The organism is Shewanella sp. SM69 (genome assembly GCF_025653985.1).
Classification (GTDB): domain Bacteria; phylum Pseudomonadota; class Gammaproteobacteria; order Enterobacterales; family Shewanellaceae; genus Shewanella; species Shewanella oncorhynchi.
Window position 1 is genome coordinate 284,380 of record NZ_JAKKRV010000001.1, and the last position, 17,396, is coordinate 301,775.

General features: G+C 45.6%; 17 protein-coding genes. 6 read left to right on the plus strand and 11 right to left on the minus strand.

What is annotated here, in order from left to right; genetic code table 11:
- Nucleotides 1–346: 346 nt before the first annotated feature.
- From L5M37_RS01355 to L5M37_RS01385, 7 genes are all read right to left on the minus strand, one after another.
- A complete protein-coding gene (locus L5M37_RS01355) occupies nucleotides 347–703 on the minus strand; it encodes a DUF3802 family protein (protein ID WP_113938764.1) in 357 nt (118 codons plus the stop codon).
- Between the two features lie 176 nt (nucleotides 704–879).
- A complete protein-coding gene (locus L5M37_RS01360; protein ID WP_263199107.1) occupies nucleotides 880–1,455 on the minus strand; it encodes a YceI family protein in 576 nt (191 codons plus the stop codon).
- 154 nt (nucleotides 1,456–1,609) lie between these two features.
- Entirely contained in the window at nucleotides 1,610–2,062 is a 453-nt protein-coding gene (locus tag L5M37_RS01365) for a YaiI/YqxD family protein (RefSeq protein ID WP_006081277.1), read from the minus strand.
- 60 nt (nucleotides 2,063–2,122) lie between these two features.
- Entirely contained in the window at nucleotides 2,123–2,761 is a 639-nt protein-coding gene (pdxH, locus tag L5M37_RS01370) for a pyridoxamine 5'-phosphate oxidase (RefSeq protein WP_168823927.1), read from the minus strand.
- 28 nt (nucleotides 2,762–2,789) lie between these two features.
- Nucleotides 2,790–3,731, minus strand: coding sequence for an S-adenosylmethionine decarboxylase proenzyme (locus tag L5M37_RS01375; RefSeq protein WP_263199395.1), 942 nt, complete (start codon nucleotides 3,729–3,731; stop codon nucleotides 2,790–2,792).
- A 159-nt stretch (nucleotides 3,732–3,890) separates the two neighbouring features.
- The gene (speA, locus tag L5M37_RS01380; protein WP_028760330.1) at nucleotides 3,891–5,804 is read right to left on the minus strand and encodes a biosynthetic arginine decarboxylase; all 1,914 of its coding nucleotides are present in this window, start codon (nucleotides 5,802–5,804) and stop codon (nucleotides 3,891–3,893) included.
- Between the two features lie 487 nt (nucleotides 5,805–6,291).
- Entirely contained in the window at nucleotides 6,292–6,444 is a 153-nt protein-coding gene (locus L5M37_RS01385) for a hypothetical protein (protein WP_011846564.1), read from the minus strand.
- Nucleotides 6,445–7,042: 598 nt separating this feature from the next.
- On the opposite strand from L5M37_RS01385, the gene L5M37_RS01390 reads away from it, so the two are divergent.
- From L5M37_RS01390 to L5M37_RS01410, 5 genes are all read left to right on the plus strand, one after another.
- The gene (locus L5M37_RS01390; protein ID WP_105252833.1) at nucleotides 7,043–7,885 is read left to right on the plus strand and encodes a S1 RNA-binding domain-containing protein; all 843 of its coding nucleotides are present in this window, start codon (nucleotides 7,043–7,045) and stop codon (nucleotides 7,883–7,885) included.
- A gap of 133 nt (nucleotides 7,886–8,018) precedes the next feature.
- The gene (locus L5M37_RS01395) at nucleotides 8,019–8,690 is read left to right on the plus strand and encodes a YceH family protein (RefSeq protein ID WP_263199109.1); all 672 of its coding nucleotides are present in this window, start codon (nucleotides 8,019–8,021) and stop codon (nucleotides 8,688–8,690) included.
- A gap of 161 nt (nucleotides 8,691–8,851) precedes the next feature.
- On the plus strand, nucleotides 8,852–9,682 hold the full coding sequence (locus L5M37_RS01400) for an ABC transporter permease subunit (protein WP_113938767.1): 831 nt from the start codon (nucleotides 8,852–8,854) through the stop codon (nucleotides 9,680–9,682).
- The gene (locus L5M37_RS01405) at nucleotides 9,679–10,593 is read left to right on the plus strand and encodes an ABC transporter ATP-binding protein (protein WP_263199111.1); all 915 of its coding nucleotides are present in this window, start codon (nucleotides 9,679–9,681) and stop codon (nucleotides 10,591–10,593) included. Before L5M37_RS01400 ends, L5M37_RS01405 begins: the two co-directional genes overlap by 4 nt.
- Before the next feature lie 322 nt (nucleotides 10,594–10,915).
- On the plus strand, nucleotides 10,916–11,215 hold the full coding sequence (locus tag L5M37_RS01410) for an HU family DNA-binding protein (protein WP_258547583.1): 300 nt from the start codon (nucleotides 10,916–10,918) through the stop codon (nucleotides 11,213–11,215).
- Nucleotides 11,216–11,367: 152 nt separating this feature from the next.
- Here the strand turns inward: L5M37_RS01410 and bioD are convergent, their stop codons facing one another.
- The 4 genes from bioD to bioB all read right to left on the minus strand — a co-directional run bounded on the left by bioD (nucleotide 11,368) and on the right by bioB (nucleotide 15,736).
- Nucleotides 11,368–12,108, minus strand: a complete 741-nt coding sequence (gene bioD, locus L5M37_RS01415; RefSeq protein ID WP_263196045.1) for a dethiobiotin synthase — start codon at nucleotides 12,106–12,108, stop codon at nucleotides 11,368–11,370.
- A 166-nt stretch (nucleotides 12,109–12,274) separates the two neighbouring features.
- A complete protein-coding gene (locus L5M37_RS01420; protein WP_263199112.1) occupies nucleotides 12,275–13,234 on the minus strand; it encodes a methyltransferase domain-containing protein in 960 nt (319 codons plus the stop codon).
- 64 nt (nucleotides 13,235–13,298) lie between these two features.
- On the minus strand, nucleotides 13,299–14,531 hold the full coding sequence (locus L5M37_RS01425) for an aminotransferase class I/II-fold pyridoxal phosphate-dependent enzyme (protein ID WP_263199114.1): 1,233 nt from the start codon (nucleotides 14,529–14,531) through the stop codon (nucleotides 13,299–13,301).
- A gap of 152 nt (nucleotides 14,532–14,683) precedes the next feature.
- Entirely contained in the window at nucleotides 14,684–15,736 is a 1,053-nt protein-coding gene (gene bioB, locus L5M37_RS01430; RefSeq protein ID WP_263199116.1) for a biotin synthase BioB, read from the minus strand.
- Nucleotides 15,737–15,858: 122 nt separating this feature from the next.
- On the opposite strand from bioB, the gene bioA reads away from it, so the two are divergent.
- Entirely contained in the window at nucleotides 15,859–17,214 is a 1,356-nt protein-coding gene (gene bioA / locus L5M37_RS01435; RefSeq protein WP_263199117.1) for an adenosylmethionine--8-amino-7-oxononanoate transaminase, read from the plus strand.
- Nucleotides 17,215–17,396: the final 182 nt, after the last annotated feature.

Consider the following 17,396-nt stretch of genomic DNA (forward strand, 5'->3'; position numbering starts at 1 on the left):
TGCGGGAAAGATGGGCTTTTTATTTTAAGCTAACACCATTTAATACATACACATCAGCAATGCAAATAACACTAAAAGGAGCTAATCCACAGCGATGACTCGCATAACCCAGCAACAAAACTTAGTCGCAGAACTCGATGAAAAATGGTGACCATACGAAATAACATGAGGTGAAGCAAAGAGAAGATATTTACCTCACACTCAAGGCTGCTACTGCTCGAGGTTAACAATAAGTGTGAGGAAACACATGGTACTCAAACGATGGTGATTTACGCTGCTAAAAAATAGTATTAGTCATGACTTACCTAAAATCATGCATTAATAAATAATCTAATTGCTATTCTGACTAAGCACTCACTTGAAGTTTAGCGATTTCTTGATCGAACAAATTCTTAATCAAACTAGAAAACTCGGTAATAAATAAAGTCTGTGCGGGAGTCGCTTTATGGTTGGCAACTGAAGCTAAAATCTCTTCTAAATCATACACAATTGCATCCACTTCACGGATAATCACATTACGTTGCGTAAAAGACAACGATGGATTTTGGCCACACACCATAATGATCTGTGCCGACAATTGCTCTTCAAATAATTCCATCACAGTATCGTCTGAAACTACCTCTGAACTTGGTGTTTCAAATAAGCCAAGATGTTCAGTTAAATACTGGACCAAATGCATGTAACCATCTTTATCTGTGACCATTTTTTACCCTTTAAACTCATTAACTTAATATCTATTGTGATGCTACTAATAGCACATCAGAAAATATCAAAGAAGCCAAAAGCTCGGCTTCTTATCAAGATCTAGCATACGCCACTTATTTAACTCTAGCCTATCTTCGATAACAGACGTATTGATCTATACCAATCTTATTGAAGTTACTGAGTTAAGGTTAGTACAAATGACACAGGAACAGCTTGACTAATACTCGATAAACCCGCAATTTCACGTAATTTATCAATCCCAGCCACAAGATCAAACTCATTGGCATTAACAATTACCGGTTGAAAACTGTTCACTAAAAGTTTGTTATCAGAAACTTTAGTGATAATCACCGAAAAAGCCTTAGTTTGCGATTTGCCGTGTAACGCAATTTTTCCATCAATATCAAAAACTTTACTCTCACCGACGCCAAGATTTTTTAGTATCTTAGGGTCTACTTGTGATGACAGTTTCAGCTCTGGATACAAAGACGCTTCAAATAACAAATTTTGCATCCGCTCATCGCGGACATCAATACCCGTTGCCACACCGATTAGTGGAATTGTTAATTCAAATTGACCGTTATCTTTTAGCGTACCTTTGAGTTGTTTAAAGTGATGGACTTCACCTATATCACCTTTCTTTACCGAAATAAAACTGACTCGCGAATCTTGTTCCATCACTTGCCATTGCGCGGCACAGCTAAAACTGGCCATAGCAGATAAGGCGACAATTCCCATCCATTTTTTCATCGTATCCGTCCTTAAAGAGTGAGTTTAAAGCCATGCCGTAAAGAAAATCGACATCCGCAACAGGCTAAAATCCTGCCCAGTTAAACGTGATCAACATCACCTAACTTAAGCTAAAGATACTCTGTTTATCCATTAGCGACCAGTAAACTATGATTCATACGCGCACTAACCATTTATCTAAGCTATTGGCAAAAGCCTGTTTATCTGCTTGAGAAAACGAATCAGGCCCGCCAGTGTGCACGCCAGAACCGCGCAAATCCTCCATAAAATCGCGCATCGTCAGCTTTTGTTTTATGTTATCGACGGTATAAAGCTCGCCACGGGGATTGAGCGCCAAGGCGCCCTTTTCAATGATTAAAGCCGCTAAGGGAATATCCGCGGTGATCACTAAATGCGTCGGTTCAACATGATCGACAATATATTGATCGGCCACATCAAATCCCGCACCAACTCGAATTTGGCTGATATAGGGAGATGGCGGTACGCGGATCATTTGATTAGCCACCAGCACCAGCGGCAGGGCTTTGCGCTCCGCCGCTCGAAACAGGATTTCTTTGATAGGATTAGGGCATGCATCCGCATCAACCCAAATTTTATAATCACTCAATGTCTTTTAACTCTGTTGTTAGGTTCACGAGCTCAATTTTATGCCGAGCTATACGCCGTACTAAGGCGCTAAACGATCGATTTCCCACTCTGCATCATGGCGAGTATACATAAAACGATCATGCAGCCTATGTTCTCCACCCTGCCAAAATTCGATACTCGAAGGTCTCACTAAGTAACCCCCCCAAAAACTGGGCAAGGGCACATCGCCCTTGGCGAACTTAGCCTTCATTTCGAAGAATTTGCCTTCAAGTACTTGTCTGGCACTGAGTTTACTCGATTGCTGTGATACCCAAGCCGCAATTTGGCTGTCCTTAGGACGGGTAATAAAGTATTTAAGCACTTCAGCGGTGGACAGCGCCTGCGCTTCACCGAGCACCGACACTTGCCGCTCTAGAGGATGCCAAGGGAAATGCAAACTGACTTTATTATTAGCAGCAATTTGCTGTGCTTTACGGCTGCCAAGGTTAGTAAAAAATACGAAACCTGTGTCATCAAAACGCTTAAGTAATACTATTCGTTGAAAAGGTTGGCCGTGCTCATCTACAGTCGCCACACACATGGCGGTGGGATCACTAAGCTCTGCATCCCTCGCCTGCGTCATCCACAATTCAAACAAGTCCATCGGGTTTTGCGGTAAGTCGGCACGTCTTAAGCCGCCTTTGGCATACTCGCGGCGGATATCACTGAGATCTGTCATAGGGTTTCCTTAAGCAAACGCCAAAAATTCACATGAGTTCAGGGATCAGCACTTCAGCCTGAAGCTGCTGATAGTGGCTAAAACCAATGTTATAACCTTGCTCGGTCGTTAATGAACACCGCCCTAAGCATAAATGGGCAGGAAATCCCTGCGTTGAGTCGTCGGTATTAAAGCGGATTGTGTCCCAACTGACAGGAGCAAACAAGGTTAATAGACGCGCTAATAGATCTTGCGGATACTGCGCTAAATCCAGATTCGTTTCAAAGCTCACATAGGAGCTAGCGCACGCATTCTCGCTTTGAGGCGTAATATGCAAGGTAACATAATATTTGCCCCAGAGACCGTTCATCGAAAAGCCTGACGGATCAAATAAATGGGCGTCAATCTCAAATTCAGGGAGTAAATCGTTAAGTTCGAGTGCGGCGCAAATCTCATCTTTACTCTGCGAGCCGCCATTAAGATAGTCGGCAAATTCGCCACGAATGTGGTACATCAACAGCTCACTAGTTTGATCATCCTTTGGTGCTCGATAATCACTGTCAGAGCAGAAAAAATAGTGATGATGGCTGTCGAGATGACCCACTCGAAAGGCTTTACCGGCGATACGTTGGCGCAGTTTGCCAATATCCTCGGCAAAACTCGTGGTTTGCAGATGGGCTTGGTATTCGTTTTTACGCTGATAACTCACCAAGGCCATGGCAGGCACGCCAAGCGCGTCGATAAAATAACAAGCGGCGTCCACTAAGGTACTGTTACCACAGGTGAGCATGACAAATCTGTCGTGCCATACAAACAAGCTGGATTCACTCAACAGATAAGCATCACAGTCCGCATTACTTAACTGCGACAGTATCTCGGCGTGGGCACAGTTGACTAAGGCAGACCAAAAACTCACATCGAGTTCGCGTAAATTCGGCGCAGACGCCGTCACGATAATCTCGAGTTTTTTTTCTGAACCTTCAAAAAACATCACCCCTTTGACCTCATGATCGTCATTCATCCTTTACTTGATCCTAGAACAACGCGATTTTACACGACTAAAACGGCAATAAAAGCGAAAAATCTGTCCTTATAAAAACAAAAATCAGCCGAGGTTACCCAAGGCTGATTTATTTTAACACGCTAGAAATTAAGAAAAATCTTCTAAATAGGTATAGCCTTTCAGCCCTAGTTGCAATTCTTCTAAAATTTGTGCGCGTTCACCCTCGGCGATATGCAGATTCACTAACTCTTCATAAGTGCGCATAAAGGCCACCGCATCTAAGTTAACGTAACGCAATACGTCAGCAACCGTGTCACCCGCCAATACAGATTCGATGTTAGTCACACCATTATCTTCGATGCGAACCACTGCTGAGTTTGTATCACCAAACAGGTTATGCATATCACCCAAGATTTCTTGGTATGCACCCACAAGGAAGAAACCAATCAGGTATGGGCTATCCGCACTCCATGCTGGCACTGGCAGCGTGGTTTCAATCCCTTGACCATCAACGTATTGATCGACAATACCGTCAGAGTCACAGGTGATATCGAGCATGACAGCACGGCGTTCAGGAGCTTTATCTAGGCCCGATAACGGCAATACTGGGAACACTTGGTCAATACCCCAAGCATCCGGTAATGACTGGAATAATGAGAAGTTAACAAAGAACTTATCGGCTAACTTTTCATTGAGTTCATCAATGATAGGTCTGTGATAACGGTTTTTCGCACTCAATAGCCCTTGCACTTCATGACACACGCGCAGGTTAGCTTGCTCAGCCCACGCACGCTCCGCTAAGGTCAATTGACCTAAAGCGAATAGCGAATGCGCTTCTTGTAAGTCACTTTGGCTATCGTGGTAAATCTCAATCAAAGCACGTTGATCGGCGCGGCCGCTGATCTCAGACCATGAATGCCACATGTTATGCAATAACTGTGGTGAATCTTCCGCTGGCGGTTGAATATCTTCAGGCTGATAAGCTTCAGTACCGATAACATCGGTGATAAGCACAGCATGGTGCGCCGTTAAGTAACGACCCGATTCTGAAATAATACGTGGCATAGGTTGCTCGTATTCATTACAGATGTCAGTCAATACGTTAACTATGTTGTTGGCGTATTCGGTCAGGCCATAGTTCATCGAGTTATTACTTTGGCTACGAGTGCCATCGTAATCCACCGCTAAACCACCACCGACGTCAAAGCAGTTAACGCTTGCGCCTAATTCACGTAATTCACAGTAGAAACGACCCGCTTCACTCACACCTTGGCGAATATCACGGATATTAGCGATTTGCGAACCTAAGTGGAAATGCAGCAATTGCAGCGAATCCAGCATATCGTGTTGCTTAAGTTGCTCTACAACCAGCAAAATTTGCGCAGCAGATAAACCGAACTTAGATTTTTCACCGCCGCTCGCCTGCCACTTGCCTTTGCCTTGGAACGCTAAACGTGCACGTAGACCTAAACGCGGTGTCACGCCCAGACGTTTAGATTCAGCTAACACCATTTTCAGTTCAGACAGTTTTTCTAAAACGATGTAAACCTTATGGCCTAACTTTTCACCAATCAGTGCTAAACGTATATATTCATTATCTTTATAACCATTACATACAATGACTGAACTGGCTTTTTGCGCCATGGCTAACACAGCCATCAGCTCAGGCTTACTGCCCGCTTCTAAACCCAGTTGTGGTACTTCTTTTGATGCCTGACTCGCCAGGATCTCTTCCACCACAGTTTGCTGTTGGTTTACTTTAATCGGGTAAACCAGCAAATAGTCCGCCTGATACTCGTACTTCTGTATCGCTTGGTCGAATGCTTGGCACAAACTGTTCACTCTGTGGTGCAGGATCTGCGGAAAACGAACTAGTACAGGTAAAGCGACTCCCGCCTTAACCATGTCTTTGGCTAGCTCATTTAAGCCAATCTTGTAATCAGGATTTTTGGGGTCCGGTGACACAGTCACCTCACCTTGATCGCTAATCCCATAAAAACCTTGGCTCCAGTGAGTAACATTGTACCCAGCACGAGCATCATCAATAGACCAATCATTCATTATTATTTAGCCCGTCTATTAAAAAATGGGTTAAACGGTTATGGCTTAATAGCACAACCGCCCGTTCGACAAACCCAGGCAAAGGGACACCTTACCTGACATACACGAAGGTAGATTTTACCTTCTCCTTAATGCCGCAACGTCACGCTAGTGTAAGTGACATTGCTGCGATTTTCATTAATAGCGCAAGAGACAACGCATCTTAGCGCAATACATCGTATCATATTGAAGGGAAAGCTTATTCCCTTACCTCAGTAAAGCTATCTTTACTTGCCTCGCTTGCATTTATCCTCAGGCTAAAGGGCGCAAATACCGCCAAAAAGCCAAATAAGATCCTGAGTCGCATCCTTAAAACATCAAGCTAATAAGTAGCTTAAAGACGTTTGAAAGAGGTTAAGACCTTCAGAAACCGATAACACAAGTAGAAAACGAAAACCGATAACACTGAACTAGCGAAAACGCTAAACCAGCTTATCGCTAGGCAAGATTATTTTAACAGGGGACTATTGGCTTCTTCGCGGCCAGAATTGATGCGGATCAACGTGAGATGCTTAAGGCCAGTATCATCGTATGGTACGACAATCGAGCGTTGGCATTGTGACACTTTTAGGCAAAGTGCAAAAAATGGATGCTTGTGCATTAGCTAATAAAAACCCTCTTAACCCCATGTAAATCGATATGTTGTCAATTACACGGTTAATGACTGGTGAACCATAAAACCTTTATTACTCACGTAATATTTGTAATGTCTGCAACGAGCGGAATCGTTGAACGGCGCAATTAAACCGCGCAATGTCACAGAATGCAAGCAAGAATCTCATTTAATCTTTTACATTAAAATATAATAAACACCTGCTTAACAACCACCCGCCTCCCATTGGTTTTAAATAGAGTAATATTAGTTAGTTAACCCATAAACGTCGTACACGTCTGTTCAATATTTTTTATATCACCTTTGTCACTTTTATTGACATTTACCCCTGCAAATATCCCTGATTTTTGTGTGTCACTCAAGTGATGCACATTTGCCAATATTAAGTGAAGCCAAACAACCAATATCACGGCGCCAAACCCCGCCACAAATCAGTGGTTCCTCCGAGACACAATGCGTGATCAAGCCTGCGCTGAGTGACGGCCCACACACGCTAAAATAAAGCTCAAAGACAATAATGCTGCAGTTTCAGCACCGAAGTGTATAATCGCAACCGAATCACATTCCATTATGCACAGAGAGATCCATGGTACAGATAGGTAAAACCTGCAAACTTGAGGTTGTAAAACAAGTCAGCTTTGGCGTGTATTTAAACGCCCACGAATTAGGGCAAGTACTGCTGCCAAACAAAGTCACCCCAAAAGACTGCCAAGTCGGTGATCTGCTTGACGTGTTTCTGTATCTAGATTCTGAAGATATCGTGATTGCTACCACGCGCCGTCCATTGGCACAGGTAGGCGAATTTGCCTATTTAAAAGCCGTTGCAACCGGCCCTTATGGCGCCTTTTTAGACTGGGGCTTAGATAAAGATTTATTACTGCCCTTCGGTGAGCAACATAAGCCTATCGAAGAAGGCCGTTCATACTTGGTCTATGTACACGCTAACCGCGCCGATGAACGCATCATGGCCTCATCAAAAATCGATAAGTTCCTCGATAAGACTGAGCCGGACTACACAGTCGGTGAGCAGGTCGATTTATACATCGGCGGCACCACAGATTTAGGCTACAAAGCCATTATTAATCATGCCCATTGGGGCGTGATTTACGAAAACGAAGTGTTCCAAAAACTGCGTTTCGGCCAAAGACTCAAAGGTTTCATCAAACAAGTGCGCCGCGATGGCAAAATCGATCTTGTGCTGCAACAAGGCAGTAAACAAGAGTTAGATAAGCATGCCCACATTATCCTGATAAAACTCAAACAGGCTGGCGGCTTCTTAGCCCTGACCGATAAAACCGATGCTGAAATCATTTACGATCAGCTTGGCATGAGTAAAAAAGCCTTCAAAAAAGCCATAGGTGGCTTGTTTAAGAATGGCCAACTGAGCATAGATAATGATGGTCTGCGTTTAACTGAAACAGCAGAATAATCAACTCTATTCAGGACTTAGCGTTAAAATTGTACAGTTTACCGCCACTAAGGCAGAGTTTGACTGACAACTCCTAGGATATTAAGCATGGCTCTGTTATAAACAAAGCCATGCTTTTTTCTTTGGAGCTTATATGGAACTCACGTTACACGAAGCCAGAGTCATCGGATGCCTGCTTGAGAAAGAAATCACCACCCCCGAGCAATATCCACTCTCGCTAAACTCATTGACCTTAGCCTGCAATCAAAAAACCAGCCGCGAGCCGGTACTCGAACTCAGCGAAACCCAAGTGCAAATCGCCGTTGATTCCCTAAATCGGAAACGTTTGATCAGCGAACAGTCGGGATTCGGCAGCCGCGTCGTTAAATACAAACACAGGTTCTGCAATACCGAATTCAGCGAACTTCAACTGTCCCCCGCCGCACTCGCCATCGTCTGTTTGTTGCTATTACGTGGCCCACAAACACCGGGAGAACTACGGACCCGCAGCAATCGACTACACGAATTTAAAGACGTGATCGACGTGGAAGATTGCATCCGTCAATTAATGAGCCGTGAAAAGCCCTTCTTAAAACAATTACCCAGAGAAGCTGGTCGCCGTGAATCCCGTTATGTGGAATTATTCTCTGCAGCGTCATCGCACGAAAGTGCTAGTCAATCCCATAGCACAAGTCATACCTTAGCCCATGTCGCTGTGTCTGTAGACGCAGAGCCGCTTGAATTAGTGAACAGAGTGACAGAGCTTGAACAACAAGTCGCCGAACTGACGCAAAAGCTCGATGAATTAATCGCCTCATTGAACTAATTAGCGATAGATAATGACTGATAAATACCGATGGATAATAAGTGCTATGTGAGCAACATGGCACTTATGGACCAATCCACTGTCTACCCAAGGGTGAGAAACTTAACCGCGCCAAGCACCATAGCCCCTGAACCTAGCGCAAAAAAGAATAGAGACAGCACATGACCAATAATCCACCCAGCAGTTTCAACAACATGTTTATTATCGCCATGTTTGAACTGCGCAAATTTTTATTTAATACCCGCGGGATCATCGCCTTGGTCGCCTTTGGTTTAGTTTGGGGTGTACTTCTGCTTTACCCCATTCAAAGTGCATCGGCCATGTTATTGCAGCCCAATGTAAAAGATATCATCGACAGCTTATTTGGTGCCAATACCCTCAATGTGCTCTTTGAGTGGCCCGTGGCCGAAATGGCAGTGTTTTGGTGTTTTGCGCTGTATTTGTTTCCACTGTTCAGTATTCTTATCGCCGCCGATCAGTTCTCATCGGATAAAACCCGCGGCACGCTGCGCTTTTTAACCATACGCACTAGCCGTGACAGCTTATTGTTCGGCCGTTTTCTCGGCCAAATTCTGATCCAAGGTTTACTGATCCTATTAACGATTATCGCCACTGTCGCCCTCGCGCTCAGCCGCGACAGCCAACTGTTTTTATCTGCGTTAACATCTGGCGCCTTGGTGGGTCTTAACCTCATCATAGTGATCTTGCCCTACACGGCTGTGATGACTTTATTGTCCCTGTATGCGCGCACGGCACGCCAAGCTATGGTGTTTGCCACCATTTTATGGACAGTGATTTCCATCACTATCGTGGTGTTAGCGAATCAATCTAGCCTACTAGCACAACTCCAGTGGGTATTACCCGGTGCTCAACTGTCGGACATGCTCAATACCAATGGACTCAATAGCTTAGTCTATGCCCCAATTCCACTGTTACAAACCGCTGTGGCCCTCTTGCTCGGCAGAATTTATATGCAAAGGAGCTCGCTATGAGTCTGATCCAATGCCAAGGGCTGTCGAAGCTTTACGGCAGCAAAAAGGCGCTGAATGATGTGAGTTTCAGTCTTGAAGCGGGTGCCCCCATTGCCCTTGTCGGTCCCAATGGCGCGGGTAAAACCACGCTTTTTAGCCTGTTATGCGGCTATTTATCACCCAGCTCTGGAACCATAACCCTACTCGGTGAAGCCCCCAATAGCCCTAAACTCTTAGGCAAGATTGCCGCTTTACCCCAAGATGCAGTGCTCGATCCCAACTTGACGATTGTCAGTCAGTTAATATTTTTCGCTCGCCTGCAGGGAATGAACGTGGAGCAAGCAAAGCAAGAGGCACTGCGCGTGTTGGCCTTGGTCGATCTAATTGATGTTGCCGAGCAAAAAACGCCTAGCCTTAGCCACGGTATGAGTAAACGTGTATCGATTGCGCAGGCGCTGATTGGCTCGCCAGAATTAGTATTATTAGATGAACCGACGGCGGGACTCGATCCTGCCAATGCGAAAAAAGTCCGTGAACTGGTCAAAGCCTTATCACCCACCACGACCTTTATGATCAGCTCCCATAATCTCGATGAGCTCGAAAAGTTGTGCGATCAAGTGTTGTATTTAGATAAAGGCCAACTGAGCCAAGCTGTGTCAATGCATGCGTCGACCGACAGCGATTACCTGACGTTAACCATGCAAAACTGTGACAGCGATGCATTGCAAGCGGAAGTGGCAAAACTGGCGGGAGTGGTGAACATCAGCTCAAAACAAAGCAATGTGTTTATTATCCAGCTAGACGACACAAATACAGAAAAAGCGCACAACAATGATATTGAGATGCGCCTATTCGCCCTCTTCAATCAGCATCAATGGCAATACAAGATGCTGCTGAAAGGTCGCACTCTGGAAGAAACGCTCTTTTCATAGGCAAGCGTTAAAAGGGATTTCTCATCATCCAACGGTTGATTAGTGTTCAATCCATAGCTTAAGCGCAATACAGCTTGCGCTTAAGCCTTTTAACTAAGGTTTTTAACTAAACCTTTCAATAAGCCTTTAAATTAAGTCAGTCACTTCGCCCAGTAAAATCAGCCCACCACTCAATCCGACAAACTTGTTCTTACTTTAGCAACACACAATCACCAAAAGCTTCACAAGCCTGTCAATAAAACACCAATCAACCGCACTGAGCTTGCTATGGCTTTCAATCTCGGGACGAGCTTGTTATAACTCCCCTTCGATTGAACCTAAGCTGACTTCAGAGGTTTCTATGAACAAAGCACAACTTATCCAACGTATTGCCGCCGAGCTCAATGCATCGCAAGCGAGCACTAAACCTGTGGTTGAGCAGATACTGCAACAGATCCACGCCGCCTTGAGCGAAGGCGAGAAAATTTTCCTGCCACAATTTGGCACCTTTGAACTCAGATACCATGTCGCTAAAACAGGGCGTAATCCACAAACGGGCGAAGCCATAGAAATCGACGGTTACAATCAGCCCAGCTTTAAAGCCTCAACCGCATTGAAGCAGCAAATCAATAGCGGCGCTTAGCTTCAATGTGCAAGCATTATTTTGCGAGATTTTGCGAACATTAGTCAGCAGCCTTGATAGAAATAAGCCTCAACATAATTTGAGGCTCATTTTTTATCAAAAGAAAAATAACCGTTCCGCTTAGGGGAAAGCCTTAAACAATTATGCAGTCGCTAAGTATTGCTCTCCTCACCTTGATAAAGTGGCGCAATATCGACATAGTCAGCAGCGTTTTCAGCACTTGGATCCTCGAAAAATGGCACACAACCGAGGAAAGGTGCTGTCATCATCTCTTTAAGGCTCGTCAGATTCTCCTCAAACATACTCATGTTCGGATCGACACGATTAGCAACCCAGCCTGCAATCTTAAGCCCATCGGCCAATATCGCCTCTTGAGTCAGCAATGCATGATTTAAGCAGCCGAGTTTCATGCCAACCACGAGGATCACTGGCAGTTCTAATCTCTGTACGACTTCCGAAAGATACCTGCCATCACCTAAGGGTAAACGCCAGCCTCCCGCGCCTTCAATCAAGCAAAAATCCGCTTGAGCAAATGCCACTAAATCTAAACTTTCAATGATAGCTTCAGGCGCTAAACTCACGCCCACTTGGGCGGCGGCAATGTGCGGTGCAATCGCAGGTTCGAAGGAAAAAGGATTGATGAGTGGATAAGCCAATTTTAACGATGATGACGTCATCAGCTGTAACGCATCGGCATTACGCAATCCTTCAGAGGTTTGCGCGCAGCCCGAGGCGATGGGTTTAACACCTAAAGTCAACATAGTGTTGGCTGCAAGAATACTCACAGCGGAGTCAGCATTGGCTATGAGCCCTAAACGATTCACAGCAGTTAATAATGCCGCCGAAACCAAAGTCTTACCGCTGTCGGTATCTGTACCTGTTACAAAATACATATTAGATCCTTATCTGTTACTATGAGTTCTGCTTTGTTAAGCCCACTCTCCATAAGCTAAATGTCCATATAGCTAACGATCTCTATACGTAATGTTAAAAATCCAACGTTTTCTAGATATTAGTGCTAATTGATAATGCCATGACTAAAGGCATAATATGTGAACTTTAAAACCTGCGCCGAGCACGTATTTGAACTATCTGGTAGGTTAAAGGCAAACCTTGGGGTAAACGTAGCGATTCAGCTTTGGCCTGCATGGCCTGCCAATCTTGACGACCACGCAGCCGTGGAGTGAATTCTGAAGCACTCACTGTTGAACCTGAAACCCGAGTTGTTGAACTGGCGACATGTACAGAAGCCCCCACACCTTTAATTGAATAGAGTAGTGCCTTAAGAGTATCAAAATACACTGTCATAGGGACGAGTTGCACTTCAAGTAATTGCCATGTATCGAGTTTAAATGCAGCCTTGAGTGCTTGCATCGTCGAAAAGTCATTCACTCTTAACCCTAATTCAGCTAATTGATTCAAACTCCCCTGCGCCACAAGGCTCAGATGACACTCGCCGTTCGGCTTAAGTACCCGCGCCATTTCGGCTACCGCAGCAGGAAAATCAGCACACCATTGCAGGGCTAGATTAGAGTAAATAACATCTATGCAGCCATTGGTAAAAGGTAAACACTGCGCATCGGCACATACGCCGAGATAATCGGGATAAGACTGTTTTAGCTTTTGTAGCATGCCAAGGGCAATATCCACGGCAAAGACTGTTGTGGATGAATTTTGCGTAGAGAGATCCGCTGGTTGAGACACACTATGGTACGCAGAAAAATCCGTGCCAGGGCCTGCCCCTATGTCTAACAGATAACCTGCTGCCGAAAACTCACTGAGTAAACTGGCAGCGCTCAGGCGTTGTAATTGATTATGATCTTGGTAACTATGGGCCGCTGCGGAAAAACGTTCAGCAATTTGAGTCCCGTGCACATTGGACACAGTCCCCGCGAGAACGCCCCCATAAGAAACGCCCGCATTAAGCTCACTCAGCTTAAGATCGCAAGCTATAAACTTGTTTGACTCATGAGCAAACTCACTACAGCTTGGATCACTAGACTTTATCAGGCTTGGCATTTTAACTAACACTCAACCATAAAAACATAACATTCAATAAAATAACGCGATCTATAGGGTACATTTATCTGTACTCATCGGCAGATTCTCGTTCACTGACAAGCGGAATACCAACACAACTGAGCACTTGGGCTAATTGCTCAACACAAGCAGCAATATCTTCAGCGGTATGGGTCGCCGTTAAGGTAATGCGTAACCGCGCCGACCCTACAGGCACCGTCGGCGGGCGAATCGCCCCACCCCAAATGCCCGCTGCTCTTAACGCTTCTGCGACTTGCAGGGTTTGCTGCGCATCGCCAATGATCAACGGCTGAATTGCGGTATCCGAACCTAAAAGGGGCACGGCAGCATCGAGGCATAACTGTTTGAATAGCGAAATATTCTCAAGCAGTTTCTGCTGTAACTCAGGATGTGCAGTGCAGTACCGAGTCGCGGCTAACGCTAATGCGGCATTGGCGGGCGATAAGGCGGTCGAATAAATATATTCGCGGGCATTACTGACCAAAAAGTCGATCAGCGCCTGACTCCCCAAAACCGCTGCGCCTTGGCAACCTAATGCCTTACCAAAGGTCACCACTTGCACATCGATAAGCTTGGCGGCTTTATCTCTTACATCACTATTTTGATAGCCATCGAGCACCGCAAAACCATGGGCATCATCAACAATCAACCAAGTATTCTGTTGACGACAAAGCGCCGATAACTGCACGATCGGCGCACAATCCCCGTCCATGCTAAACACGCTTTCTGTGATTAACGCCGATGCGTGATTTCGAGTCAGAAGCCGCTCAGCGCTCTCAAGCGAATTATGTAAAAAACGTTTTAACTGCGCACCGCTGTCCTGCAAACCATCGATAATTGAGGCATGCACAAGTTTATCGGCAATCACAGTATCTTGCTGATCAAACAAGGTTTTCATTAACGCCGTATTAGCACTAAAGCCCGAGCAGAATAGTAATCCCGCTTCATGCCCCGTTAAGGCGCAGAGTTCACGTTCAAGTGTGACATGCGCATCACTGTACCCTGTCACTAAGGGCGATGCGCCGCTACCCACACCGTAGGTCTGCGCGCCAAGGTGCAGCGCTTCAACCAACTCAGGAACGCGGGATAAGCCTAAATAATCATTACTGCTAAAATTAACATAGGATCGCCCTTCGAACACAAAGCGCGGGCTCGAAGTGGGTGCGTTAACATCAAAGCTGTGATCAACACTCAGCATTTTACGTTGCCGTAATAAACCTTGCTCACGTAAGGCTTGCTGACGGTCGGCAATTTTCATCTCGAGCAGAGAACTCATCGATTTAGCCTCAAGAATGATTGTCTTAAAAATGCTTGCTTGAAAAATGGAGTGCGGCCAATAAAGCTATCGGCCGCAATCAAAATAGGCTGCAGCCAACAAGGTTTACAGGCTATTCGACCTGTTTGTCGGACAACATGCACTCAGTGATATTACAAAGCAGCCGCGTCATAGAATTGTGCCGATGACTTATCTTGATAGGCCGCCGCTTTTGCTAAAACAGCGCTTTCTTCTTCCAGTTTTGCCGCTGCGCCCTGCTCGGGACGTAAGCCTAAACGTCGAAATAGCCCCATATCATCGCTTTCTTCTGGGTTTGGTGTGGTCAGCAATTTACAACCATAGAAAATCGAGTTAGCGCCAGCAAAGAAACACATGGCTTGCAACTCATCACTCATATTTTCGCGGCCTGCCGATAACCGCACGCGGGAAAGCGGCATTAAGATACGCGCTACGGCGATAGTGCGCACAAATTCGAGTGGGTCGAGGTCGTCAAGCTTCTCAAACGGCGTGCCCGCCACTTTAACTAACATATTGATCGGCACTGAATCAGGATGCTGCGGTAAATTAGCCAGCTGTTGTAGTAAGCCTGCACGATCCGTCGCCTTTTCACCCATGCCGACAATCCCGCCCGAGCACACTTTCATGCCAGAAGCACGCACATGTGTCAGTGTATCTAAACGATTTTGATAGGTACGTGTCGTGATCACATCGCCGTAATATTCAGGCGAAGTATCTAAATTATGGTTGTAATAATCTAAGCCAGCACTGGCTAAATCGTTCGCTTGATCTTCAGACAGCATACCAAGCGTCATACAGGTTTCCATACCTAAGGCTTTAACTTCTTGCACCATTTGTTTAAGGTACGGCATGTCTTTTTCTTTTGGATTACGCCAAGCAGCGCCCATACAGAAACGAGAAGCCCCCGCGGCTTTAGCACTGCGTGCCTCGGTCAGCACAGTTTCCATTGCCAGCAAACGCTCTTTTTCTAGACCTGTGTCATAACGGGCGCTCTGTGGGCAATATTTACAATCCTCAGGGCAAGCACCGGTTTTAATCGACAATAAACGGCTAATTTGCACTTCATTAGGATCGTATACCTCACGGTGAATACTGTGTGCTTTAAATAATAAGTCATTCATCGGCAGCGCAAATAAGGCTTCGATTTCTTCCCGTTTCCAATCATGACGAACTTGCAACTTCGACATTGAACACCCTTTTTATTCTGTTTTTTATCTTGGCTAGGATAACCTCAGCCCTTAAACTGTCAACGCCAACCAGTGAACCCAGTTTACTAATGGCTACTTTATCACCAAAAAAGTGAGCATTTATGCGCAATTTACTCGATTTTGACTTTGATAGCGCCCATATTTGGCATCCTTACACCTCAATGACCCGATCTCTTCCTGTTTTTGGTGTACACAGTGCCAAAGGCTGTGAATTGGAATTAGTTGATGGCCGCAAGTTGGTCGATGGCACTAGCTCGTGGTGGGCCTGTGTGCACGGCTATGCACATCCCGAGATATTAACCGCGATGGAAAAACAGTTGCATCAACTGAGCCATGTGATGTTTGGCGGTATCACCCATGAACCCGCCATTGAACTGTGTAAAAAACTTATCGCTATGACCTGCGAACCGCTAACAAAGGTCTTTTTGTGCGACTCTGGATCTATCTCAGTCGAAGTGGCAATTAAAATGGCGCTGCAATATTGGCAAGGTCAGAGTTGGCAAGGGCGAAGTGTACATGGAGAAGAGCGATCGCTAAAACAACGCATTCTTACCGTTAAGAAGGGTTACCACGGCGATACCTTTGCCGCGATGAGCGTGTGCGATCCCGAAGGTGGCATGCACACTATGTTTGGCGACGCAGTAACCAAGCAATCATTTGTGCCCGCGCCACAAACCGCCTTTGGCGAAGCCTTACAAGCCGATGATTTAACAGCAATGCGCGACATATTAAGCATTAATCACCATGATATTGCCGCAGTGATTATAGAGCCGATAATGCAAGGCGCTGGCGGTATGCGTTTCTACAGCGCAGATTATTTAGCGGGTCTTCGTGCCCTATGTGATGAATTTGATGTCTTGCTGATCTTAGATGAGATTGCCACTGGCTTTGGTCGAACAGGTAAGCTTTTTGCCTATGAACACGCCCATATTACCCCTGATATCTTATGTTTAGGCAAAGCGCTGACTGGCGGTTATATCAGCCTAGCGGCAACGCTATGTACCGATAAAGTTGCCCAAGGCATAAGCCAATCTCCCGCAGGCGTGTTTATGCATGGCCCTACTTTTATGGGTAACCCGCTAGCCTGCGCCGCGGCGTGTGCAAGCTTAGACATAATTAACCGTAATGAATGGCAAGCGCAAGTGGCTGCTATCGAGCAGCAAATGCGCTTAGAACTTAAGGATGCGATTGATTTGCCGAGCGTAAAAGATGTGCGAGTGCTCGGCGCTGTCGGCGTGTTAGAGATGCACGAACCCGTCAATACCGCTGAGTTACAGCAACAATTTGTTGATTTAGGCGTCTGGGTGCGTCCCTTCGCCAACCTTATCTATATCATGCCGCCCTATATCATTAGCTCAGCACAATTAAGCCAACTCACCAGTGCGATGAAGCAAGTCGCAGCAGGTATTAGCGCGGTATCAAAAAGTCTTGAGCCGCAGCTTATCAGCCACGGTTGATGCTTTAACACTTGACCATCTTTTAGCTTAACGCTCTTTCAACTCAATAAGCCTTTAACGTCGAATAAACGAACCCCTGCGCACTGTGCGCTAGGGGTTCGAACTGCTTGGCTTATATCAGACTCAGCAGCCCTTCCCTTGTTCGAATCTCGCATCCTCTCGATAGATAAACACGCTAAAGT

What these genes read in the sequence shown, in the direction of transcription:
- L5M37_RS01405 (WP_263199111.1), top strand. Translation starts at nt 9,679, where the DNA reads ATGAGTCTGATCCAATGCCAAGGGCTGTCGAAGCTTTACGGCAGCAAA.
- L5M37_RS01375 (WP_263199395.1), bottom strand. Translation starts at nt 3,731, where the DNA reads ATGTTTTTTGAAGGTTCAGAAAAAAAACTCGAGATTATCGTGACGGCG.
- L5M37_RS01360 (WP_263199107.1), bottom strand. Translation starts at nt 1,455, where the DNA reads ATGAAAAAATGGATGGGAATTGTCGCCTTATCTGCTATGGCCAGTTTT.
- L5M37_RS01385 (WP_011846564.1), bottom strand. Translation starts at nt 6,444, where the DNA reads ATGCACAAGCATCCATTTTTTGCACTTTGCCTAAAAGTGTCACAATGC.
- bioB (WP_263199116.1), bottom strand. Translation starts at nt 15,736, where the DNA reads ATGTCGAAGTTGCAAGTTCGTCATGATTGGAAACGGGAAGAAATCGAA.
- L5M37_RS01355 (WP_113938764.1), bottom strand. Translation starts at nt 703, where the DNA reads ATGGTCACAGATAAAGATGGTTACATGCATTTGGTCCAGTATTTAACT.
- L5M37_RS01390 (WP_105252833.1), top strand. Translation starts at nt 7,043, where the DNA reads ATGGTACAGATAGGTAAAACCTGCAAACTTGAGGTTGTAAAACAAGTC.
- L5M37_RS01395 (WP_263199109.1), top strand. Translation starts at nt 8,019, where the DNA reads ATGGAACTCACGTTACACGAAGCCAGAGTCATCGGATGCCTGCTTGAG.
- bioD (WP_263196045.1), bottom strand. Translation starts at nt 12,108, where the DNA reads ATGTATTTTGTAACAGGTACAGATACCGACAGCGGTAAGACTTTGGTT.
- L5M37_RS01425 (WP_263199114.1), bottom strand. Translation starts at nt 14,531, where the DNA reads ATGAGTTCTCTGCTCGAGATGAAAATTGCCGACCGTCAGCAAGCCTTA.
- L5M37_RS01400 (WP_113938767.1), top strand. Translation starts at nt 8,852, where the DNA reads ATGACCAATAATCCACCCAGCAGTTTCAACAACATGTTTATTATCGCC.
- pdxH (WP_168823927.1), bottom strand. Translation starts at nt 2,761, where the DNA reads ATGACAGATCTCAGTGATATCCGCCGCGAGTATGCCAAAGGCGGCTTA.
- L5M37_RS01420 (WP_263199112.1), bottom strand. Translation starts at nt 13,234, where the DNA reads ATGCCAAGCCTGATAAAGTCTAGTGATCCAAGCTGTAGTGAGTTTGCT.
- speA (WP_028760330.1), bottom strand. Translation starts at nt 5,804, where the DNA reads ATGAATGATTGGTCTATTGATGATGCTCGTGCTGGGTACAATGTTACT.
- bioA (WP_263199117.1), top strand. Translation starts at nt 15,859, where the DNA reads ATGCGCAATTTACTCGATTTTGACTTTGATAGCGCCCATATTTGGCAT.